The organism is Chitinophagales bacterium (assembly GCA_016787225.1).
Classification (GTDB): Bacteria; Bacteroidota; Bacteroidia; order Chitinophagales; family JADJOU01; genus CHPMRC01.
In genome coordinates, this window is the sequence record JAEUUY010000022.1 from 58,988 (window position 1) to 77,457 (window position 18,470).

The 18,470-nt window shown below is 34.7% G+C and carries 14 protein-coding genes; all 14 read left to right on the forward strand.

Annotation, left to right across the window (positions count from 1 at the left end; all coding sequences use genetic code 11):
* The first annotated feature begins 12 nt into the window (after positions 1-12).
* The 14 genes from JNL75_08100 (at position 13) to JNL75_08165 (ending at position 18,439) form a co-directional block, all read left to right on the forward strand.
* Entirely contained in the window at positions 13-951 is a 939-nt protein-coding gene (locus JNL75_08100) for a hypothetical protein (GenBank protein ID MBL7789770.1), read from the forward strand.
* Positions 952-1,911, forward strand: a complete 960-nt coding sequence (locus JNL75_08105) for a GDP-mannose 4,6-dehydratase (GenBank protein MBL7789771.1) — start codon at positions 952-954, stop codon at positions 1,909-1,911. It begins immediately after the preceding gene.
* Positions 1,895-3,334, forward strand: coding sequence for a hypothetical protein (locus JNL75_08110; GenBank protein MBL7789772.1), 1,440 nt, complete (start codon positions 1,895-1,897; stop codon positions 3,332-3,334). The genes JNL75_08105 and JNL75_08110 overlap by 17 nt, the downstream gene beginning before the upstream one ends.
* Before the next feature lie 11 nt (positions 3,335-3,345).
* The gene (locus JNL75_08115; GenBank protein MBL7789773.1) at positions 3,346-4,284 is read left to right on the forward strand and encodes a glycosyltransferase family 2 protein; all 939 of its coding nucleotides are present in this window, start codon (positions 3,346-3,348) and stop codon (positions 4,282-4,284) included.
* Positions 4,285-4,420: 136 nt separating this feature from the next.
* Positions 4,421-5,233, forward strand: a complete 813-nt coding sequence (locus JNL75_08120; protein ID MBL7789774.1) for a class I SAM-dependent methyltransferase — start codon at positions 4,421-4,423, stop codon at positions 5,231-5,233.
* A 5-nt stretch (positions 5,234-5,238) separates the two neighbouring features.
* Positions 5,239-7,104 (forward strand): asparagine synthase (glutamine-hydrolyzing), encoded by a 1,866-nt coding sequence (asnB, locus tag JNL75_08125; protein MBL7789775.1) that lies wholly within the window; start codon positions 5,239-5,241, stop codon positions 7,102-7,104.
* A gap of 8 nt (positions 7,105-7,112) precedes the next feature.
* The gene (locus JNL75_08130) at positions 7,113-8,045 is read left to right on the forward strand and encodes a hypothetical protein (protein MBL7789776.1); all 933 of its coding nucleotides are present in this window, start codon (positions 7,113-7,115) and stop codon (positions 8,043-8,045) included.
* A gap of 10 nt (positions 8,046-8,055) precedes the next feature.
* Positions 8,056-9,189, forward strand: coding sequence for a glycosyltransferase (locus JNL75_08135; GenBank protein MBL7789777.1), 1,134 nt, complete (start codon positions 8,056-8,058; stop codon positions 9,187-9,189).
* The gene (locus JNL75_08140; protein MBL7789778.1) at positions 9,173-10,405 is read left to right on the forward strand and encodes a glycosyltransferase; all 1,233 of its coding nucleotides are present in this window, start codon (positions 9,173-9,175) and stop codon (positions 10,403-10,405) included. Before JNL75_08135 ends, JNL75_08140 begins: the two co-directional genes overlap by 17 nt.
* A complete protein-coding gene (locus JNL75_08145) occupies positions 10,402-12,783 on the forward strand; it encodes an N-acetyl sugar amidotransferase (protein MBL7789779.1) in 2,382 nt (793 codons plus the stop codon). The genes JNL75_08140 and JNL75_08145 overlap by 4 nt, the downstream gene beginning before the upstream one ends.
* 9 nt (positions 12,784-12,792) lie before the next feature.
* Entirely contained in the window at positions 12,793-14,706 is a 1,914-nt protein-coding gene (asnB, locus tag JNL75_08150) for an asparagine synthase (glutamine-hydrolyzing) (protein MBL7789780.1), read from the forward strand.
* 162 nt (positions 14,707-14,868) lie between these two features.
* Positions 14,869-16,122: an ATP-binding protein gene (locus JNL75_08155; GenBank protein MBL7789781.1), complete on the forward strand. Its 1,254-nt coding sequence runs from the start codon at positions 14,869-14,871 to the stop codon at positions 16,120-16,122.
* 3 nt (positions 16,123-16,125) lie between these two features.
* Positions 16,126-17,358, forward strand: a complete 1,233-nt coding sequence (locus JNL75_08160) for a glycosyltransferase (protein ID MBL7789782.1) — start codon at positions 16,126-16,128, stop codon at positions 17,356-17,358.
* Positions 17,351-18,439 (forward strand): glycosyltransferase, encoded by a 1,089-nt coding sequence (locus tag JNL75_08165; protein ID MBL7789783.1) that lies wholly within the window; start codon positions 17,351-17,353, stop codon positions 18,437-18,439. The genes JNL75_08160 and JNL75_08165 overlap by 8 nt, the downstream gene beginning before the upstream one ends.
* Positions 18,440-18,470: the final 31 nt, after the last annotated feature.

The window sequence follows — 18,470 nt, forward strand, 5'->3', positions numbered from 1 at the left end:
GATAATACCAGTTTGACTTGTAAAAATTCTATAGCCCTCCTAATTCCATACTTCGGAAAATTTCCCGAATGGGCGCCATTGTATTTTGAGACCCTTCGTCAAAATTCTACAATTGATTTTTACTTTTATACCGATTGTGACTATACTCCTTATGCGCATATACCTAATGCTATATTTCGCAAATTCGAGTATGAGGATTATTTAAATATGGTGCGCAGTAATGCAGAAATTGATTTTAAACCTTCATCGGCTTACAAATTATGCGACCTTAGACCTTTGTATCCTCTCATTCACTTCGAAGATATTCAAAGCTATGATTTCTATGGGTGGACGGATATGGATATTTTGTTGGGAGATATACGCTCCTTTTATACTGATGAATTACTTCAAAACTACGATGTTTTTTCTACTCATGAGATACGAATATCAGGTCATCTAGCTATTTTCCGCAATACAGCTAAGAATAGAAATGCATATAAAAGCATTTATAATTGGCGTGAGAATTTAGCGCATCCAGATTTTGTAGGTATCGATGAGCATGGTATTACCAATGCCTTAACTATGACTTTTTTTGACAAGTTAAATGAAAAAATGCATTGGAAGATAGATAATTTTATTACTCGCTGGCTCAAAAAAATAAAAATGGCCAGGCTCTATTTGTTGGAGCAATACACAACTCCATTTATAAGCACCCCATGGATTGATGGCAGTGTCAATAGCGCCCAACCAGATGTTTGGTATTATAAAGATGGACACATAACAAACAATAGAGATGGTAATCGGAATTTTATTTACCTACATTTTATGAACTTCAAATCGAGTCAATGGCGCCATGATAGTACACAAGCCCCATGGGAGGGTAAAAGAAATATTGTTAGTGCCAAAGTGGAAGATATGAAACAGGGAATAGTAATTGATACGAATGGAATATATAAATTGTCAGAAGATTAAATGCGAATTTTAATAACAGGTATCGCTGGTTTCATAGGCTCTCATCTGGCAGAGAGACTTATAAGTGAAGGAAATGAAATCATTGGTATCGACAATTTTGATTCCTTTTATTCACGTTCTCAGAAGGAGAAAAATTTAGCAGCGCTTTCTATAAGCCCCATTTTTAAATTATATGAAGGAGATATTTGTGATTCCGATTTCTTACAAACGATATTTTCATCCCATAAAATTGAGCTTGTGATTCACCTGGCAGCCAAAGCAGGTGTGAGGCCATCTATTTTAGATCCTGAATCATATTACAATGTGAATGTGATGGGGACTCTAGGTCTACTAAGAACTATGCAAAACCATAGTGTCAAGAGTTTGATTTTTGCTTCATCTTCTTCTGTGTATGGAAATAATAAAAAAATCCCATTCTCCGAGACAGATAATGTTGATTTTCCAATTTCGCCCTATGCGGCTAGCAAAAAAGCAGGAGAGCTACTAACTTATACTTACCATCATCTTCATCACTTTAAAGTGATGAATCTTCGATTTTTTACAGTATATGGGCCACGCCAGAGGCCAGACCTAGCCATTCATAAATTTTTTAACAATATCTATAAGTCTCTGCCAATTGATATTTATGGAGATGGATCTACTAGTAGAGATTATACTTATGTTGATGATATCGTAGAAGGAATATTTCAGTCTATAATTTATCTAAAGTCAAAAAAGTCAATTTATGAGATTGTAAATCTTGGAAATAATAGCCCCTTAAGTTTAAGTGATTTAGTTTGGAATTTGGAATTAATCATAGGGACTACAATTCAAAAGAAATATTATAATACGCAAGAAGGAGATGTAGATAAAACGTTTGCTGATATAAAAAAGGCTAGACAATTATTAGGTTTTAACCCAGAGACAACGATTGAAGATGGACTTAGGAAATTCAAAATCTGGTATGAAGCGAATATTTAATTATCAACTGTTGATGCCTCAACCATCCCATTGGACATTTTGGATTGGAACTGCACTTTTGTTTAAGTTTTTATATTTCATTTTTTTTATAAAATTCTTCTCAAATGTGACTTTAGATGTTCATTTGTTCACTAATTTCTGGGGAACATTAGCGCCTGATACCTATACTTATTTTGAACCGATAGAACATTTAATACTTCAGCAAGATTTTTCATTTCTTTTTAAATTTAGGATGTATGGTTATGGTTTACCGTATTTATTTCTTAGGTATTTTTTCGAGCCATCCACAGCATTGAATGTATTAATAACTATTCAAACAATACTTTCTGCCATTTCAGTTTATTACCTAAGTCTAATGGCAAGCAATTGGCTAAAAAATTCAGCTGTTTTTTATTTCGTTTTTATTGTATACTTCCTGCTGATAAGTATATCTTTTTATGATATTGTTGCTTTGACTGAAAGTTTCAGCACATCCTGCTTGATAATAAGTATTTATTTTTTAGCGCATTCAAATTCAAATGTGAAAATATTTCTATCGGGAGGGTTCTTAGCTTGGGGAATTTTTATGAGACCTGTTTTCTTTCCATTAGTTCTTTTTTTTATCATATATCATATTTATCAGAATTATTCATTACAGACTAAGAAACTTTTGATTCATATATTCATTTTTCTAATTCCAATTATAATTTTTGAAAGTATTTGGCTGGTCGGTATGAAAAAGTATAATGGAAAATTCTATTTAACTACACCTTCCCTCTTTCACCCTTCATATCTAGATTCAAATCATCATTCTATGGAAAAAATCAATTTTTTAAAAACTATAGGAGAGGATTGGGAGAAGACAAATTGGTTTACATCCAATGATCCAGAGTTAGCATTGCCCTATGTAACTCAAACATCTATTTTTAACATGGACTCTTTGAGACAATTAAAATTGGAGCTAATTCAGTTTGACACGATTTCTAATACAGCATCAAAGTTAAAGCTAAATATAGATTTGAAAAGGAAATTAAATAGTTATGCCCAAGCTATTAAAATAGACTATCCTTTAGTATATTACATAATAAACCCTATTAAAAATCTAATTCGAATATCAGTTAAGAGTTCTACTCATAGAATGTTTGGGGAGTATAGTATTATGAATTCTAGCCTTAAATTTTTTAGATTTTTTTTAGATCTTATTTTTTGGTTGATAGAAATTGTTTGTATTCTGACACCATTCTTTTATGTTAGAGTAAAGTATTGTCGAAGTTTTTTTGTATTACTGCTATCAATAATCGCTTACTTTTATATTATTCATAGCCTTGTATTTAAGTCCTCAGATAATAGATATTTACTACCAGTAATGCCATTGATGGCTATGGTTTTTTCTTATTCCATTTCGCTTTTTACCTCATATCTCAATTCTTTTAAACGAAATTAGACACCTAAGTTATGATATCAATTATTCTACCTATTTATAATGAAGCTGAGAGTATTCCTGAGTTGTTTCAGGAAATAGAGAAGGCATTGAAAACTTTTGATTATGAAATCGTGGCTGTGAATGATGGCTCCAAAGATCATTCATTTCAGATAATCAAAGAGTACACAACGAAGGATAGACATATAAAATTGATCAACTTTAAATATAATTCAGGGCAAACAGCAGCTATCAATGCTGGGATTCAACATGCATCTGGAGATATCATTGTTTTTATGGATTCTGATTTGGAAAATCTACCAAGTGATATTCCTGCAATGATTGATAAGTTAAATGAAGGCTACGATGTAGTCAGTGGCTGGCGGCGCGACCGGTGGCAGGGTCAGTTTCTCACCCGTAAACTACCTTCACTTTTAGCAAACAAGCTAATAAGCAAAATTTCTGGGGTCAAACTTAATGATTATGGTTGTACCTTAAAAGTATATAGGAGTGATGTGATTAAAGATGTCAAATTGTATGGACAAATGCACCGTTTTATCCCAGTGTATTGCAAGTGGCAAGGAGGCAAGGTTGCAGAGCTCCCCGTTCAATACCAACCTAGAAAATATGGTGCCAGTAACTACGGAATTGGAAGAACATTTAAAGTGTTATTAGATTTAATTGTCATTAAATTTTTAGATAGATATATGCAGCGTCCGATTCATTTTTTTGGAGGTTTCGGATTCTTCTCTATGTTACTTTCGATAATTTCCTTTTTACTTGCTTTATACTTTAAACTATCAGGTCAGAAAGATTTTGTACAAACACCTTTGCCCACATTTACAGCTATGTTTTTTGTAGTTGGCTTAGTGATGATATTGATGGGTGTTCTGGCTGAAATGCTTATGCGAACTTACTATGAGAGCCAAAATAAATTTCCATTCATAATAAAAGAAAAAATAAATTTTGATTAGGTGATAAATGTTTCGTTTAAATATTTGTAAAATACGCATCCAAACAAGATAAGGTTTGTGTGATAAATCATTATCTTTTTAATATCGTGAAGACCCGAATTCATTAATTCCATTAAAATAATTTACATCATAAAGTATGGCTGAAAAAGACATAAAAACAGCAGAAGCCTTTGCAAATTCATGGAATAATTTACCGAACGGTTCTATTTATACGTTTGATCAATTCGAAGATTGGTTTCAACCCTTAGATCAAATTGATTTTGAAAACAAGGATATATTAGAATTAGGCTGCGGTAATGCAAGCCTATTAATGCATGCAATACGTTGGAATCCAAAGTCGATAATTGGCGTGGATTTGGGAGATTCCGTATTATCAGCGAATACGAATATGCGTGAAACAGGATTCGCTAATTTTAAAATCGAACAATCGGATTTAACTTCTTTTGATTCAGCGGTTCAGTTTGATTTAGTATATTCTATAGGTGTTCTCCATCATTTGAAAGAACCTAAAAAGGGGTTCGAGTCCGTAATTCGAAATACAAAATCAGGTGGAAATTTCCATTGCTGGGTTTATGCAAGAGAAGGAAACACTATAATTCGATATATCGTGGATCCTATTAGGAAACTAGTCTCTAAATTGCCTTGGTGGGTAACTAAATATCTTGTAGCGACACCACTTTCCTTTCTTTATTATCTCTATGCACATGCCATCACCTTCTTACATCTATCCTTTATGCCACTATATGAATATAGCATTTGGATATGTAAACGAGATTTCTTATTTTTTCGGCATGTAGCTTTCGATCAGTTAGTCACACCTCAAACTGTATATATTGATAAGCAAACAATAGAATCTTGGTTGAAATCATATGACCAGATAAATCAAACTTCCACATATATCATATTTCGAAATGGAAATTCTTGGAAGTTTGGAGGCAAACTAAAATAAATGACATGTGCGGCATTGCGGGATTTACTGGAATAGGAAATCAAGATACTATAATGGCAATGATACAAGCTATACGGTATCGGGGACCAAATGCTCAGCATACCTATATTGATAATGATATTGCTCTTGGACATGCACGCTTGGCTATCTTAGATATACGACCAGAAGGAAACTGCCCAATGTTTACAAAAAATAGAGATCTTGTAATAACCTTTAATGGTGAAATATATAATTACCAAATACTTAAAACAGAACTTAAGAATAAATATTCATTTAACACGAATACCGATACCGAAGTTCTTCTTTATTTATATAAAGAATACGGAGTAAAGATGTTGGAAAAAATAACAGGTATGTTTGCCTTTGCTATTTATGATTTCGAAAACAAGGAGCTATTTTTAGCCCGTGATCGCATGGGTAAGAAGCCACTATATTATACTTGTACAAATAATAGTTTTGTCTTCGGCTCAGAGTTGAAAGCTGTTTTAAAACATCCGGAAGTAAAGAATCAAATCAATCTGGAAGCGGTAAACCAATTTCTAACCTTTGATTATATACCTACACCATCTAGTATTATTCAGAATATTTATAAGCTAGAGGCTGCTCACTATTTGGTTGTAAAGAACAATACTTTAATTCAAAAAAAAGCTTATTGGCATCATAGTTTTCTGCCAAAGTTGAATATAACATGGAGTGATGCTAAAACTAGATTAGATAATTTGTTAGAAACAGCAGTTCAAAGGAGGTTGATGAGCGATGTGCCTCTTGGCATTTTTCTCAGTGGTGGTTTAGATAGCTCTACGGTGGCTTATTATGCTCAAAAAAATTCTAGTTCGAAAATTAAGACCTTCTCGATAGGCTTTGAAGATAAAAGTTATGATGAAGCAGATTATGCAGTTCAGGTAGCACATCATTTAAATACAGAGCATCATAGTCAAATCTTAACTCCCAAGGCTACCATAGAACTCATTGAGGAAATTTATCCTATGGTAGACGAACCTTTTGCAGATGCCTCGCTCATCCCCACATATTTTTTATCGAAGTTTACGAGACAGCATGTCACCGTTGCCTTAGGTGGCGATGGTAGCGATGAGCTTCTGGCAGGCTATCCTACCTTTATTTCAAATTATTTTACTCAGCCATTTGCCTCTTTCCCTAAATCATGGACTCGTGGATTACTCAGAATATTTCAGCATTTGCTGCCGAGTTCGGATAAAAATATTAGCCTTGATTTTAAAATCAATCAGTTTCTTAGAGGATTTCAGGGCAAAGAGAATGAGATCCATCAGCTCTGGCTAGGAAGTTTTCTACCCGATGAAAAGGAAAAATTATTTCGAAGTGACGTCTACCAAGATTTAAAAAATAAAGACGGGTTAGAAATTATTAATTATCATTTCGGAAATGTGGAATCTGCCTGGTCTGATTTTGACAAATTGATTTACTATTATTGCCATACCTATCTATTAGATGATATTCTTGTCAAAATAGATCGCGCTAGTATGTATAACTCGCTCGAAGTAAGAGCACCCTTTCTTGACACAGACCTAGTTCAGTTTTTACATCAACTACCTAAGAAGTTTCTGCAAAACGGCTTGACTTCGAAATATATTTTGAAAAAACTCATGGAAGATAAACTGCCTCGAAATATTGTATATAGGCCGAAGAAAGGCTTTGGCATCCCCGTATCTGACTGGATAAGAAAAGACATTAAACAACAAGTGGGAGAGATTTTATTCGAAAGAGATGAGCTGTTTAATGCACATTATATTGAAAAGCTATGGAATGAGCATCAATCGAAGAAGTTCAATCACAGAAAACTATTATGGAATTTATTTATGTTTAAGTATTGGCATCTCATCTATGCAAAGTAAATCAATCGATGAAAGAGGAGAATAAGGATATAAGACTTCATTTGGGGAATGTCTCCTTAGATGTCAATTTGGGCTCTTATTACATCGATATGCGCCCAGCCATGATTCATTATACGGACAATATCTATAATGGCAAGTTTGATGCTCAGGGAGTTCCAATGTGTGGCTTCGAGCTAGGTGTATTTTCTTACTTCCCAATTAATATAGCCCAGTATGGCTTTATGCTGCATGCAGAATGGTTGAAGTCGAAGGACGAAAGTTTGCTTACCACCTTAAAGGCATGTATTGAGCGCTTGGAACTTCTCAAGACTGAAACCGAAACTAGTTGCGTATGGTATCATCATCATTATGAATCTAAATACAAAATTTCTGCACCTTGGGCTTCCGCCATGGCACAGGGCGAGTGCATTTCTTTTTATTTGCGTATGTATCAGCTATTAGGAGACGATAAATATTTAAAGACTGCTTGGAAGGCGTATCAGTTTTTAGATCTAGATGTCAAGGAAGGAGGCGTTAAGCGGATAGACCAAGATGGAAATTTATGGTATGAAGAATATCCTTCCGAACCTCCGTCTTATGTATTAAATGGATTTATATATACCATGTTTGGATTATATGATTTGTTTCGTGTTACAGGCAGTCAAGAAGTACAAACTAATATTGATAAATGTATCAAAACTTTAAAGGATAATTTGCATAAATTTGATGCAGGCTATTGGTCCTATTATGATTTATTGAAAAAAGAATTGGTCCGCTATTATTATCAGAAGAATGTACATCTACCACAATTGCAAGTGCTTCATGTTTTAACGAAGGAGCCAATCTTTCAATACTTTGCACAACGCTGGGAGAAACAACTCACTCCTTGGAATTATTTTTTGGTAAAAATTATGTATCGGATACTTCCACGATGGAAAGCAAAAAAATTATTTTTAAACTAATAATCTTAAATTGAAAATATTATTTGTTGTACAATCTTTAAAGAAAGCTGGGGCAGAGAGAATGCTCGTTAACATTTGTAACGAATTAGTTAAAGATCAAAAATTCAAAGTTGCTATTTTTTTAATGAAAATGGATAATGAATTTCAAGATGAATTAGATAATCGTGTCATTTTAGCTGGTGGAGAGTGTGAAATTAAATTCTCTTTAATAAGAAGAAATATAGTTACAAATCATAAGTATATTGAGTTCATTCATAAATTCAAACCAGATATAATTCATAGTCATTTATTTCATGCAGATATTTTTGCTCATACTTACTATTATAAGGATGCTGTTTATGTGTCACATCTACAAAATAGTATAGTAGAGGAATATAATGGTTTTTTATTTAAGAGAATATTCAAAAAGCCCATGTGGACAAATCTTTATGAGTATAGCTGGATATATTCTAAATATAAAAAATTTAAAACGAATTTTATCGCATGCTCTGCTGGAGCCTACAAACTGCATAATGATAGATTAGGAATAGGAGAAGTAAAAATAATTCCGAATGCAAGCCCATTACCAAAGAATCTAGAACCAAGAACCTCTGTGAGTAGAATCGTAAAAATGATATGGGTGGGACGATTCACAGATGTTAAAAGACCACAGTTAGCTATTCAGATAGCAAAATTACTTAGATACAAAGACATACCCTTCCATTTAAAAATGATAGGTACTGGATTAGAACTGGATAATTGTAAAGAGTTGATTCACAAAGAGGGGCTTGCAAAAAATGTACAATTGTGTGGGCTCATGAATAACATGGATTCTATTTATAAGAATGCTGATTTATTGATTCATACCTCTGTCTATGAAGGTTTACCGCTAGTTTTTGCTGAAGCAAATTCTTATGGAATACCTATTGTAACAACCAATTGTATGCCAGACAATGATTTTATAGTGCATAAGAAAAATGGTTTAATAATCAAAACGGATAGTCCTACTGATTTTGTTGATGGAATTTGCGATATTATTGAAAATTCTGTTTTGTATGCGGAATTATCGAAAAATGCAATAGAACATTCGAAAAAATTTGGCATGGAAAATTATATTCAAAGTTTACTGGACTTTTATCATTCAATGCTTGAAAAAAAGAAATAACTTAATTCTTCTTACAGACTCTTACCCTTTTGGGATTGGTGAGTTGTTTTTGGATAAGGAAGTTGAGCTTTTAAGTCATTTATATGAGACTATCTATGTTTATTCACTAGAGGAAGATAGCGTTATAGCAAGACCATTTCCAGCTAACCTCGTCTTGTGGAATCCGATGCACCTTAAAAGCTTGCATAGGACAATATATCTTCTCAAGGCTTTGTTGTTTAAAGAAGTTTGGAAGGATTTTTTTAGTGTACAAATGCGATTTAAGCACAAGTCAACTTTTCTTCACTTCAAGATTCTACTAGCCGATTTTATGAAAGCTGCCTGCATAGCTAGTGATATTTCTAAATATTGCAGCAACTATTCAATAGACATGAATCAGACTATTTTTTATTCCTATTGGCATGATTCGAAAGCACTAGCTCTCTGTTTGATAAAAAATAAATATAAAATAAAGGCAATAGCGAGAGGTCACGGTTGGGATCTAGACTATCCCCGGCACCAGCCAGCTTATCTTCCTTATAAGAATTTTTTAGTTTCTACTTTAGATAAATCAATTAGTATTTCGGAATATGGTGCACGTAAGCTGCGTGAACTTACTGATTTTAGTTACCATGATAAGATAATTGTTTCACATTTAGGAACCTTAAACACAAATACTAGTTTGTCGGCAAAGAATAACAATGCGCGCATTATTTGCAGTTGCAGTAGTTTGATACCACTAAAAAGAGTAGATCGTATTATTGAAGTATTAGCCAGTCTCCAATTACATAATTTTCATTGGGTTCATTTTGGTGACGGACCATTAAGAGCTGAACTAGAAAATTTGGCAAATGAATTTAATCTAAGTGCAGAGTTCAAAGGAAATGTGAACAATGAGGAAATTCTAAAATATTATGCTGAAAACTATGTAGATCTTTTTATAAATCTCAGTACTTCAGAAGGGATTCCTGTAAGTATCATGGAGGCGCAGTCTGCTGGTATTCCAGTATTAGCTCTAGACGTAGGAGGTTGCTCAGAAATAGTCAATAATGAGAATGGACTTCTACTTCCTGCGGAAGCTACTAATTCTGATATTGCTAAAGCAATCACAGAATATTTAACAAGTCCCCAAGAAAGCATAGAGAGCAAAAGAAGTTACTCATATGAGAATTGGAAGAATAATTTTAGTGCAGAAGAAAATTATAAAGAGTTCGTAAAAATGCTGACTCAGATATGAGAAAAATACTTTTATTATCTTACTACTACCCACCAGCCAATTTTGTAGGCGCCGAGCGCATAGCCTCTTTTGCTAGGCATTTGCATAAGTTTGGTTATTATCCTATCATAGTCACTCGAAACTGGAATGAAAATCAAACGAATACTTACGAAGAAGTCATAGATAATACTATGAAGCACCATGTATTTGAAACGCATGAGGAATATTATATGCCTTATCATAGATCATGGCGAGATAAATTATTTCTCAAAACTTGTTTTTTCTGCACATCCTTGCGTCGCGTACTGACATTTATAGAACTGATAGTTTCTAGTTTTTGGATATCGGCTCTACCCTATGCCAATCTTTATTCACAGGCAAGAAAACTACTGCAAGACGACAAGGATATTCAAGCTCTCATTATTTCAGGTAGTCCTTTTGAATCCTTCCATTTTGGATATAAACTGAAAAAGGAGTTTCCATACATTCATTGGATACCTTCATATAGAGACGAATGGACGGCTTTTCGGCGTTATCCCTACACTAGCCTACTAGAAAAATTTATTTTTAAGTTCAATTCATATCTTGAAAAAAAATATATTAGCAATAGTAGTTGTTTTATAAGTGTTTCTGAAGATTGGGTAAAGCGTATCGAGCACTACATATCTAAGAAGGGATATACAGTGATGAATGGTTTTGAGCCAGTTTCGATTTCTAAGCTAGACTTACCATTAGATGGCACTAAGTTTATTTTAGCATACAGTGGTTCTATTTATCCCAATCAAGATTTTTCACCTATAGCTAGAGTATTAGATATGGTCAGAAAGGTTTTTGAAGACAAGGTGTTAATAGAATTTCAATTCTATGGAATACAAGATGATAAGTTAGCTGAAGAGGTAAAATTGTCTTTTGAGAATAACAACATTTTATGTCGTATTTTTCCACGAATATCAGTCGAAGAATTGCATAAACAATTGCAAATAGCTGATTTTATGTATGTGACTAGATATGGAGAATTTAATAGTTTTATTCCTGTAAAGGTCTTTGATTATTTTAATCTGGGTAAACCTATGTTACATTTTCCATCAGACAAAGGAGAAATAGAAAATTTTATTTTATCCACGCATTCAGGATGTGCGTTCGCTTATGAAGAGGACTGCTACATAAATCTTTCAGAAGCTATATCTAGGAAGTTAAATGGTGAAGCTGTATTTAACATGGATCGTCGGACAGATGCTTGCATGTACACGAGAGAGCACCAAGCATCTATCCTTGCGACTTATTTGAATAAGATTTTAGAAAAAGACTATCAAATTTGCAACCGCTGTGTCATGGATACCACTGACCAAGATATCGTTTTTGATGAAAATGGAACCTGTAATCATTGTACCGATTTTTCAAAAATTCTACAACAGCCACGCTATCAGAAAGACCATACATCACAAAAGCTCGACAATTTCATTCAACGTGTAAAGGGAAAAGGTAAACAATATGATTGTATTGTAGGTATTAGTGGAGGTGTAGATAGTTGTTATACCGCTTATCTCTGTCATAAATGGGGCCTCAGACCCCTCCTATTGCATATGGACAATGGCTGGAATTCTGAGATAGCTGTGCGCAATATTGAAAATATAGTAGAGAAACTCAACCTTGATTATATAAGTTATGTACTGGACTGGAATGAGTTTCGAGAGATACAGTTGGCTTTTCTTAAGTCCTCTATTGTAGATTTGGAAATACCCACCGATATAGCTATCCCAGCTAGTCTTTATCAGACAGCATCTAAATATAATATTCCTTTTATCATCTCTGGTGGCAATTATAGTGGCGAAGGAATCTTGCCGCTGACCTGGGGTTATCATGTGATGAAAGATGCTTATTTGTATAGGCATATAGTCAAGAAATTTTCTAAACTACCATTAAAGAAGGTTCCTGTGGTGGGTCTTTTAGGTGAAATATATTATAAATTTATATGTAATATCAAAACCTTGTACCCGCTAAATATCATCGATTATAACAAAGATGAAGCAAGAAAATTTTTAAAGAAAGAATTTGACTGGAAAGATTATGGCGGGAAGCACCATGAATCCAAAATCACTGCATTTTGGCAATCGTATGTTATGCCTACCAAGTACAACATGGACTATCGCCGAGCGACATATTCCTCTCAGATTGTATCAGGACAGTTGAAGAGAAATGAGGCTTTAGAAAAATTAAAAGAGTTGCCGTATAATTCCGAAACCATTTCTACGGACAAAGAATATATAGCCAAAAAGTTTGGGATTTCAGTAGATGAATTAGAATACTATCTGTCTCTGCCACCTATGACTTATAAGGACTTTCCGAATCAGAAGAATTTGATACAGTGGTTTTACAAAATATATAGAAGACTTAATTAGAATACCACTATGTGCGGCATCACAGGCTTTATAGATTTCCATAGCAATAGCAGTGAGAGTGTATTGCAAAATATGCTGGCTACAATGCATCACAGAGGACCTGATGGGAATGGAGTTTTTTATGAGCAAAATGATAATTTTTGCCTTGGTTTGGGACATAGTCGCCTCTCGATTATAGATTTGTCTTCTCATGCCAATCAACCGCTATACTACAAAGATTGGGTCATCGTTTTCAATGGAGAGATTTATAATTTTCGAGAAATTAAACAAGAGTTAGAAATACTCGGTCATACATTCACCACCCAATCCGATACAGAAGTTATGCTGCATGCTTGGGAAGAATGGGGTCAAGAGGCTGTCCATAAGTTTATCGGCATGTTTGTCTTTGTCATCTATCATCGTTTGGAGCATACCTTACATATATATAGAGACCGTGCGGGAGTCAAACCTTTATATTATTATTGGCAGGATGGATTATTTCTATTCGCATCCGAATTGAAAGCATTTCATCCGCATCCACAATTCAGAAAGGAATTAGATATGGATGCTTTAGCATTATTTCTCAAGTACTGCTACGTACCTGCACCACATTGTATTTTTAAAAACTGCTACAAGCTACTACCAGGATGCTATCTCAATCTTTCCCTCTCAACCCTCAACTCTCAACTCTCAACTCTCAACCCTCATAATTATTGGAATGTTAACGACGCCTACATCAAACCTAAACTTGATATTGGAGAACAAGAAGCTATCGAAGAAACAGAAAAAGTATTGAAGAAGGCTTTTGATTACCGCATGGTGGCCGATGTACCCGTAGGAGTATTTCTCAGTGGTGGCTATGATAGCAGCGTGGTTGCAGCTCTATTACAGAGAGATGCGACACAGAAAATTAAGACCTTTACCATAGGTTTTTATGAAGAAAAATATAATGAGGCCCCATTTGCCAAGGATGTGGCAGCCAGATTAGGGACTGATCACACGGAGTATTATTGTACTATCGATGAGGCGAAAGCAATCTTGCCTACACTGCCCTACTATTATGACGAACCTTTTGGGGATAGCAGTGCTATACCTACTATGCTAGTGAGTCAATTGGCAAGAAAGTCTGTGATAGTAGCTTTGAGTGCAGATGGTGGGGATGAAATATTCGGGGGCTACAATCGCTATCCTATCATTCAGCGTATGGATACTACCTTTGGTCGCTTACCTAAGTTTACTCGGAAATTCGCCTATCATACTTCGGGCTTATTCGCACCGGAAAAAATTCCAATTCTCAAGGATAAAAAACTCATAGGTCAGCGCTACAATAAAGCTAGAAAGCTTATCAAAGAAGCTAATGCCACCAATTATCTCAAGGCTATGTGTAGTGTCATAGACGATGAGAGTTTAATGAAATTAGTGTTAGCTGATATCGAAGAACCTTGGACTTATTTCGATGAAAAGACCTCGGATATATTGAGTTTGCTCGATAGGATTTTGGCGAAAGATTATAAGACCTATATGGTTGATGATATTTTGACCAAAGTAGATCGGGCTACCATGAGTGTATCGCTAGAAGGGAGAGAACCTTTTCTCGATCAAAATATCATAGAGTGGGTAGCGGAATTACCTAATCATTATAAAATCCGAAATGGCCATAAAAAATATTTATTGAAAGAAATCGTACATCGCTATATCCCAAAAGAGATGATGGATAGACCCAAGGCTGGTTTTGCTATCCCTATAGATGAATGGTTTGCGAAGGAATTATCAGAATACTTTGCCACCTATCTAAACAAAGATTATCTTCATAAGCAAGGCATTTTCAACCCAGATTTGGTGCAGCGATGGTTGTATCTTTATCAATCAGGTAAAAAAGAATATATGACCCAGCTGTGGAATATACTTATGTTTCAAATGTGGTATGAAAAATGGATGAAATAAATTTCCCAGCGCATTTATAGGTTATTGGAGCGTATAAACAACAATTGTATTATTAATTTGAGCGTAAAATTAATAATATCATTTACAACTTGAGCGTAAAATTAATGATACGATAAATAATTATACGCTATATTTGCCTCAAAATAAATCAAGCAATCTATAATGAATAGAAAATCTAGATTAGAAGGCAAATTGGTAGAGGCTCTATCTAGTTCGCCATTGACTAGAATCTTGGTGCTCACCGGTGCACGACAAGTAGGTAAAACTACACTGCTTCGGCATCTTTTTCCACATTATTCTTATATCAATATGGACGAACCTCTACTGAGAAAAGAGGTAACAGCTATGTCATCGGCACAGTGGCTCGCAGCTTATGACCATGTCATAGTAGATGAAGTGCAAAAATGCCCAGAAGTTGTAGAAATGATCAAAGCTGCAAATGACATGGGTCATGAGCAACGCTATATTCTCACAGGGTCGAGCCAACTCATGCTCTTGAAGAATGTGAAAGAGAGCTTGGCTGGAAGATGTATTATTGAGGAACTATATCCCCTGACACTGCCTGAATTGATGACCACAAGCTGGGAAGATAAGGTTGCATATTCTCATTTCCAACATATAATACTTGGTCAGAATATTCCGAATTTTATACCATTTCGATTTCAAAAAAACTTTTCGCCTATAATGGAAGTGTATGATTTCTACCTTCAATTTGGTGGCTATCCAGCACTTGTAGCTAAAGGATTGAGTGCAAATGACAAAAGAAAATGGCTTAAAAACTATATTAAGACCTATCTAGAAAGAGATATTCGAGATTTAGCTGATTTTAAAAATTTGGAACCGTTTACCTCACTGAAAAGAGCCACCGCCATATCTACAGGTCATTTGATTAATTATTCCTCACTGGCCCGGCAGGTGGGCGTTACACCGAGCACAGCACAGCGATTTCTACACTATTTGTCTATGAGCTACCAAGTATTGATATTGCAGCCTTGGCACAAAAACGAACTCAAACGATTATCTAAAATGCCAAAAGTCCATTATTTGGATCCAGGCATACAGCGAGTTGTGGTAGGCAATGTGAATCCTCATTTGTCTGGTAGCGAATTTGAATCTGCTATTGTAGCTGAAATGTACAAGCAGCTGCAATACTTGCAGTTGGATACCCATATCTATCATTTGAGAACGAACGATGGCAGAGAAGTGGATGTGCTGATAGAAACACCGCAAGGTTATTATGCTTTTGAAATAAAAATGACCGCCAATTATAACCATACTGATAATCGACACTTGAGAAATTTAGATGAAATACTAGACAAACCGCTACTACATTCATTTGTCATTACACAAGATACTATTCCAAATCAAAAAGAAAAAAATATAACGGCCATTCATGCCGCTCAATTTCTCACTTAAATCATGACTAGACAAGTACTCTATATCTCCTATGATGGCATGACAGATACCTTAGGTCAGAGTCAAGTGCTACCTTATATATGTGGATTATCTATGCAGGGATATTCATTCACTTTGATTAGTTGCGAAAAACCTGAAAGATTTGAGGCAAATAAAAATATCATTGAAAAAATATGTTTGGAAAATAATATTGACTGGCATCCTCTGACTTATCATAAATCTCCACCGATAATATCTACTATTTGGGACATAAACCAAATACAAAAAAAAGCATATCAACTCCAAGAAATAAAAAACTTTTCATTGGTTCACTGTCGAGGTTATATATCGGCTTTGGTTGGCTTGGCTCTCAAACGGAGATATAGCTTGAAGTTTTTATTTGATATGCGCGGACTCTGGGCCGATGAAAAAGTGGATGCGGGTGCATGGAATCTTCAAAGTCCGATTTATCGAGTAGTGTATAATTTTTTCAAGAAAAAAGAAAGAGAGTTTTTCTTAAATGCAGACCATACCATAAGCCTTACAGAGCGGGGCAAAAAAGAAATTCAATCGTGGGATTATATGCGAGGCCTTGCAGATAATATTACGGTGATTCCTTGCTGCGCGGATACGGATTTGTTTGATTATTCAAAATTGGATAATCAAAAATTACAAACTTGGCGAGAACAATTGCAGATTTCAGAAAAGGATTTTGTAGTATCATATTTGGGGTCTATCGGCACCTGGTATATGCTCGAAGAAATGCTCGATTTTTTTAAGGTTTTAAAAGGGAAATATGCACAAGCTAAATTTCTCTTTATCACGCATGACGAGCACGAACGAATCAAGATGGAAGCTGATAAAAGAGGCTTGACAAATGATATTATTATTCAACCAGGACAGCGAAATGAAGTGCCGAATTTGCTAGCTCTATCTTCCTTGTCCTTATTTTTTATTAGACCTACTTACTCCAAACTAGCTTCCAGTCCTACCAAGCAAGCAGAGATTATGGCTATGGGCATCCCTCTTATATGCAATTCGGGAGTGGGTGATACGGACAAATTGGTTATGAAATACCAAGCTGGCTATGTCATAGAGAATCTATGTGAAGTGAATTATAAAAAACTAGTAAGCGAAACAGATGTTACGAATTTTCAAAAACAAAAGTTGAGAGAAGGAGCTTTGGATTATGCGAGTTTGGAAAAAGGAATTAAATCCTACGAAATTGTTTATAAGAAATGTATAGCCATTGACTAAGAAATCAATACTATTTGTTTGTCCATATCCCTTTGACAAAGCGCCTTCGCAGCGTTTGAAGTTCGAGCAATACTATGACTATTTCAAAGAAAATGATTACGTGATAACACATGATAGTTTCCAGTCTATAGCTATGTGGAATGTGGTCTATAAATCAGGTCATATTTTTTTGAAATTTATTCATACCGTATTAGGTTATTTGTCGAGAATATGGCTGTTATGTAGACTTCCGTTTTATGATGTAGTGTATATTCATCTTTGGGTCACACCTTTCGGGCCACCATTTTTCGAGCGGCTATATAGACTATTTTCCAGAAAAATTATCTATGATATAGACGACCTTGTTTTTATGGAAAACTCAAGCGAAGCGAATGCATGGATAGCAAAATTGAAAGGCAAAAACAAACCTATTTTTCTTATGAAAAATGCAGATGCCATTATTACTACAACACCTTATTTAGTTCATTTCAGTCAGCAATATAATCAGCATGTACATGCTATACCTCCTAGTTTAGATGAAAATATTTTTTTTCCATTTCTCAATAATGAGAAAGTAAAACTGACGATAGGTTGGGTGGGTAGCCACACGACGGAAGCTTATTTAGAGATAGTAAGGCCAGCGCTAGAGTCTTTAGCGAAGGAATTGGATTATCGAATGATAACCATGGGGGCAAAAAATTTTAGATTGAAAGGTGTGGAACTAATCAACAAGGAATGGAATGCCTCTCAAGAAAATGAAATACTTAATGAAATAGATATAGCCATCTATCCTTTGCCAGAAGCCATTTGGAGTCAAGGTAAATTTGGTGGAAAACTCATTCAATACTTTGCTGCAGGTCTACCTTGTATAGCTTCGGATGTCAATGAGTCTAATCGTATAGTGATAAAGAATAGCGTAAATGGGATACTTGTGAAAAATTCTGATGATGAATGGTTATTGGCTCTGAGATTATTGGCTGCTAATGAATCTTTACGACGAAAGATAGGTGAGCAAGCGAGATTGGATTTTATGAATAAATATTCTCACAAGGCTAATGAAAACAAATATTTAAATATTTTGAATGCAGTCACAAAAAATTAGAATAAATTTGTAGTACTAAAATTATAAGTAA

What these genes read in the sequence shown, in the direction of transcription:
- JNL75_08155 (MBL7789781.1), top strand. Translation starts at nt 14,869, where the DNA reads ATGAATAGAAAATCTAGATTAGAAGGCAAATTGGTAGAGGCTCTATCT.
- JNL75_08160 (MBL7789782.1), top strand. Translation starts at nt 16,126, where the DNA reads ATGACTAGACAAGTACTCTATATCTCCTATGATGGCATGACAGATACC.
- asnB (MBL7789780.1), top strand. Translation starts at nt 12,793, where the DNA reads ATGTGCGGCATCACAGGCTTTATAGATTTCCATAGCAATAGCAGTGAG.
- asnB (MBL7789775.1), top strand. Translation starts at nt 5,239, where the DNA reads ATGTGCGGCATTGCGGGATTTACTGGAATAGGAAATCAAGATACTATA.
- JNL75_08120 (MBL7789774.1), top strand. Translation starts at nt 4,421, where the DNA reads ATGGCTGAAAAAGACATAAAAACAGCAGAAGCCTTTGCAAATTCATGG.
- JNL75_08105 (MBL7789771.1), top strand. Translation starts at nt 952, where the DNA reads ATGCGAATTTTAATAACAGGTATCGCTGGTTTCATAGGCTCTCATCTG.
- JNL75_08130 (MBL7789776.1), top strand. Translation starts at nt 7,113, where the DNA reads ATGAAAGAGGAGAATAAGGATATAAGACTTCATTTGGGGAATGTCTCC.
- JNL75_08145 (MBL7789779.1), top strand. Translation starts at nt 10,402, where the DNA reads ATGAGAAAAATACTTTTATTATCTTACTACTACCCACCAGCCAATTTT.
- JNL75_08110 (MBL7789772.1), top strand. Translation starts at nt 1,895, where the DNA reads ATGAAGCGAATATTTAATTATCAACTGTTGATGCCTCAACCATCCCAT.
- JNL75_08115 (MBL7789773.1), top strand. Translation starts at nt 3,346, where the DNA reads ATGATATCAATTATTCTACCTATTTATAATGAAGCTGAGAGTATTCCT.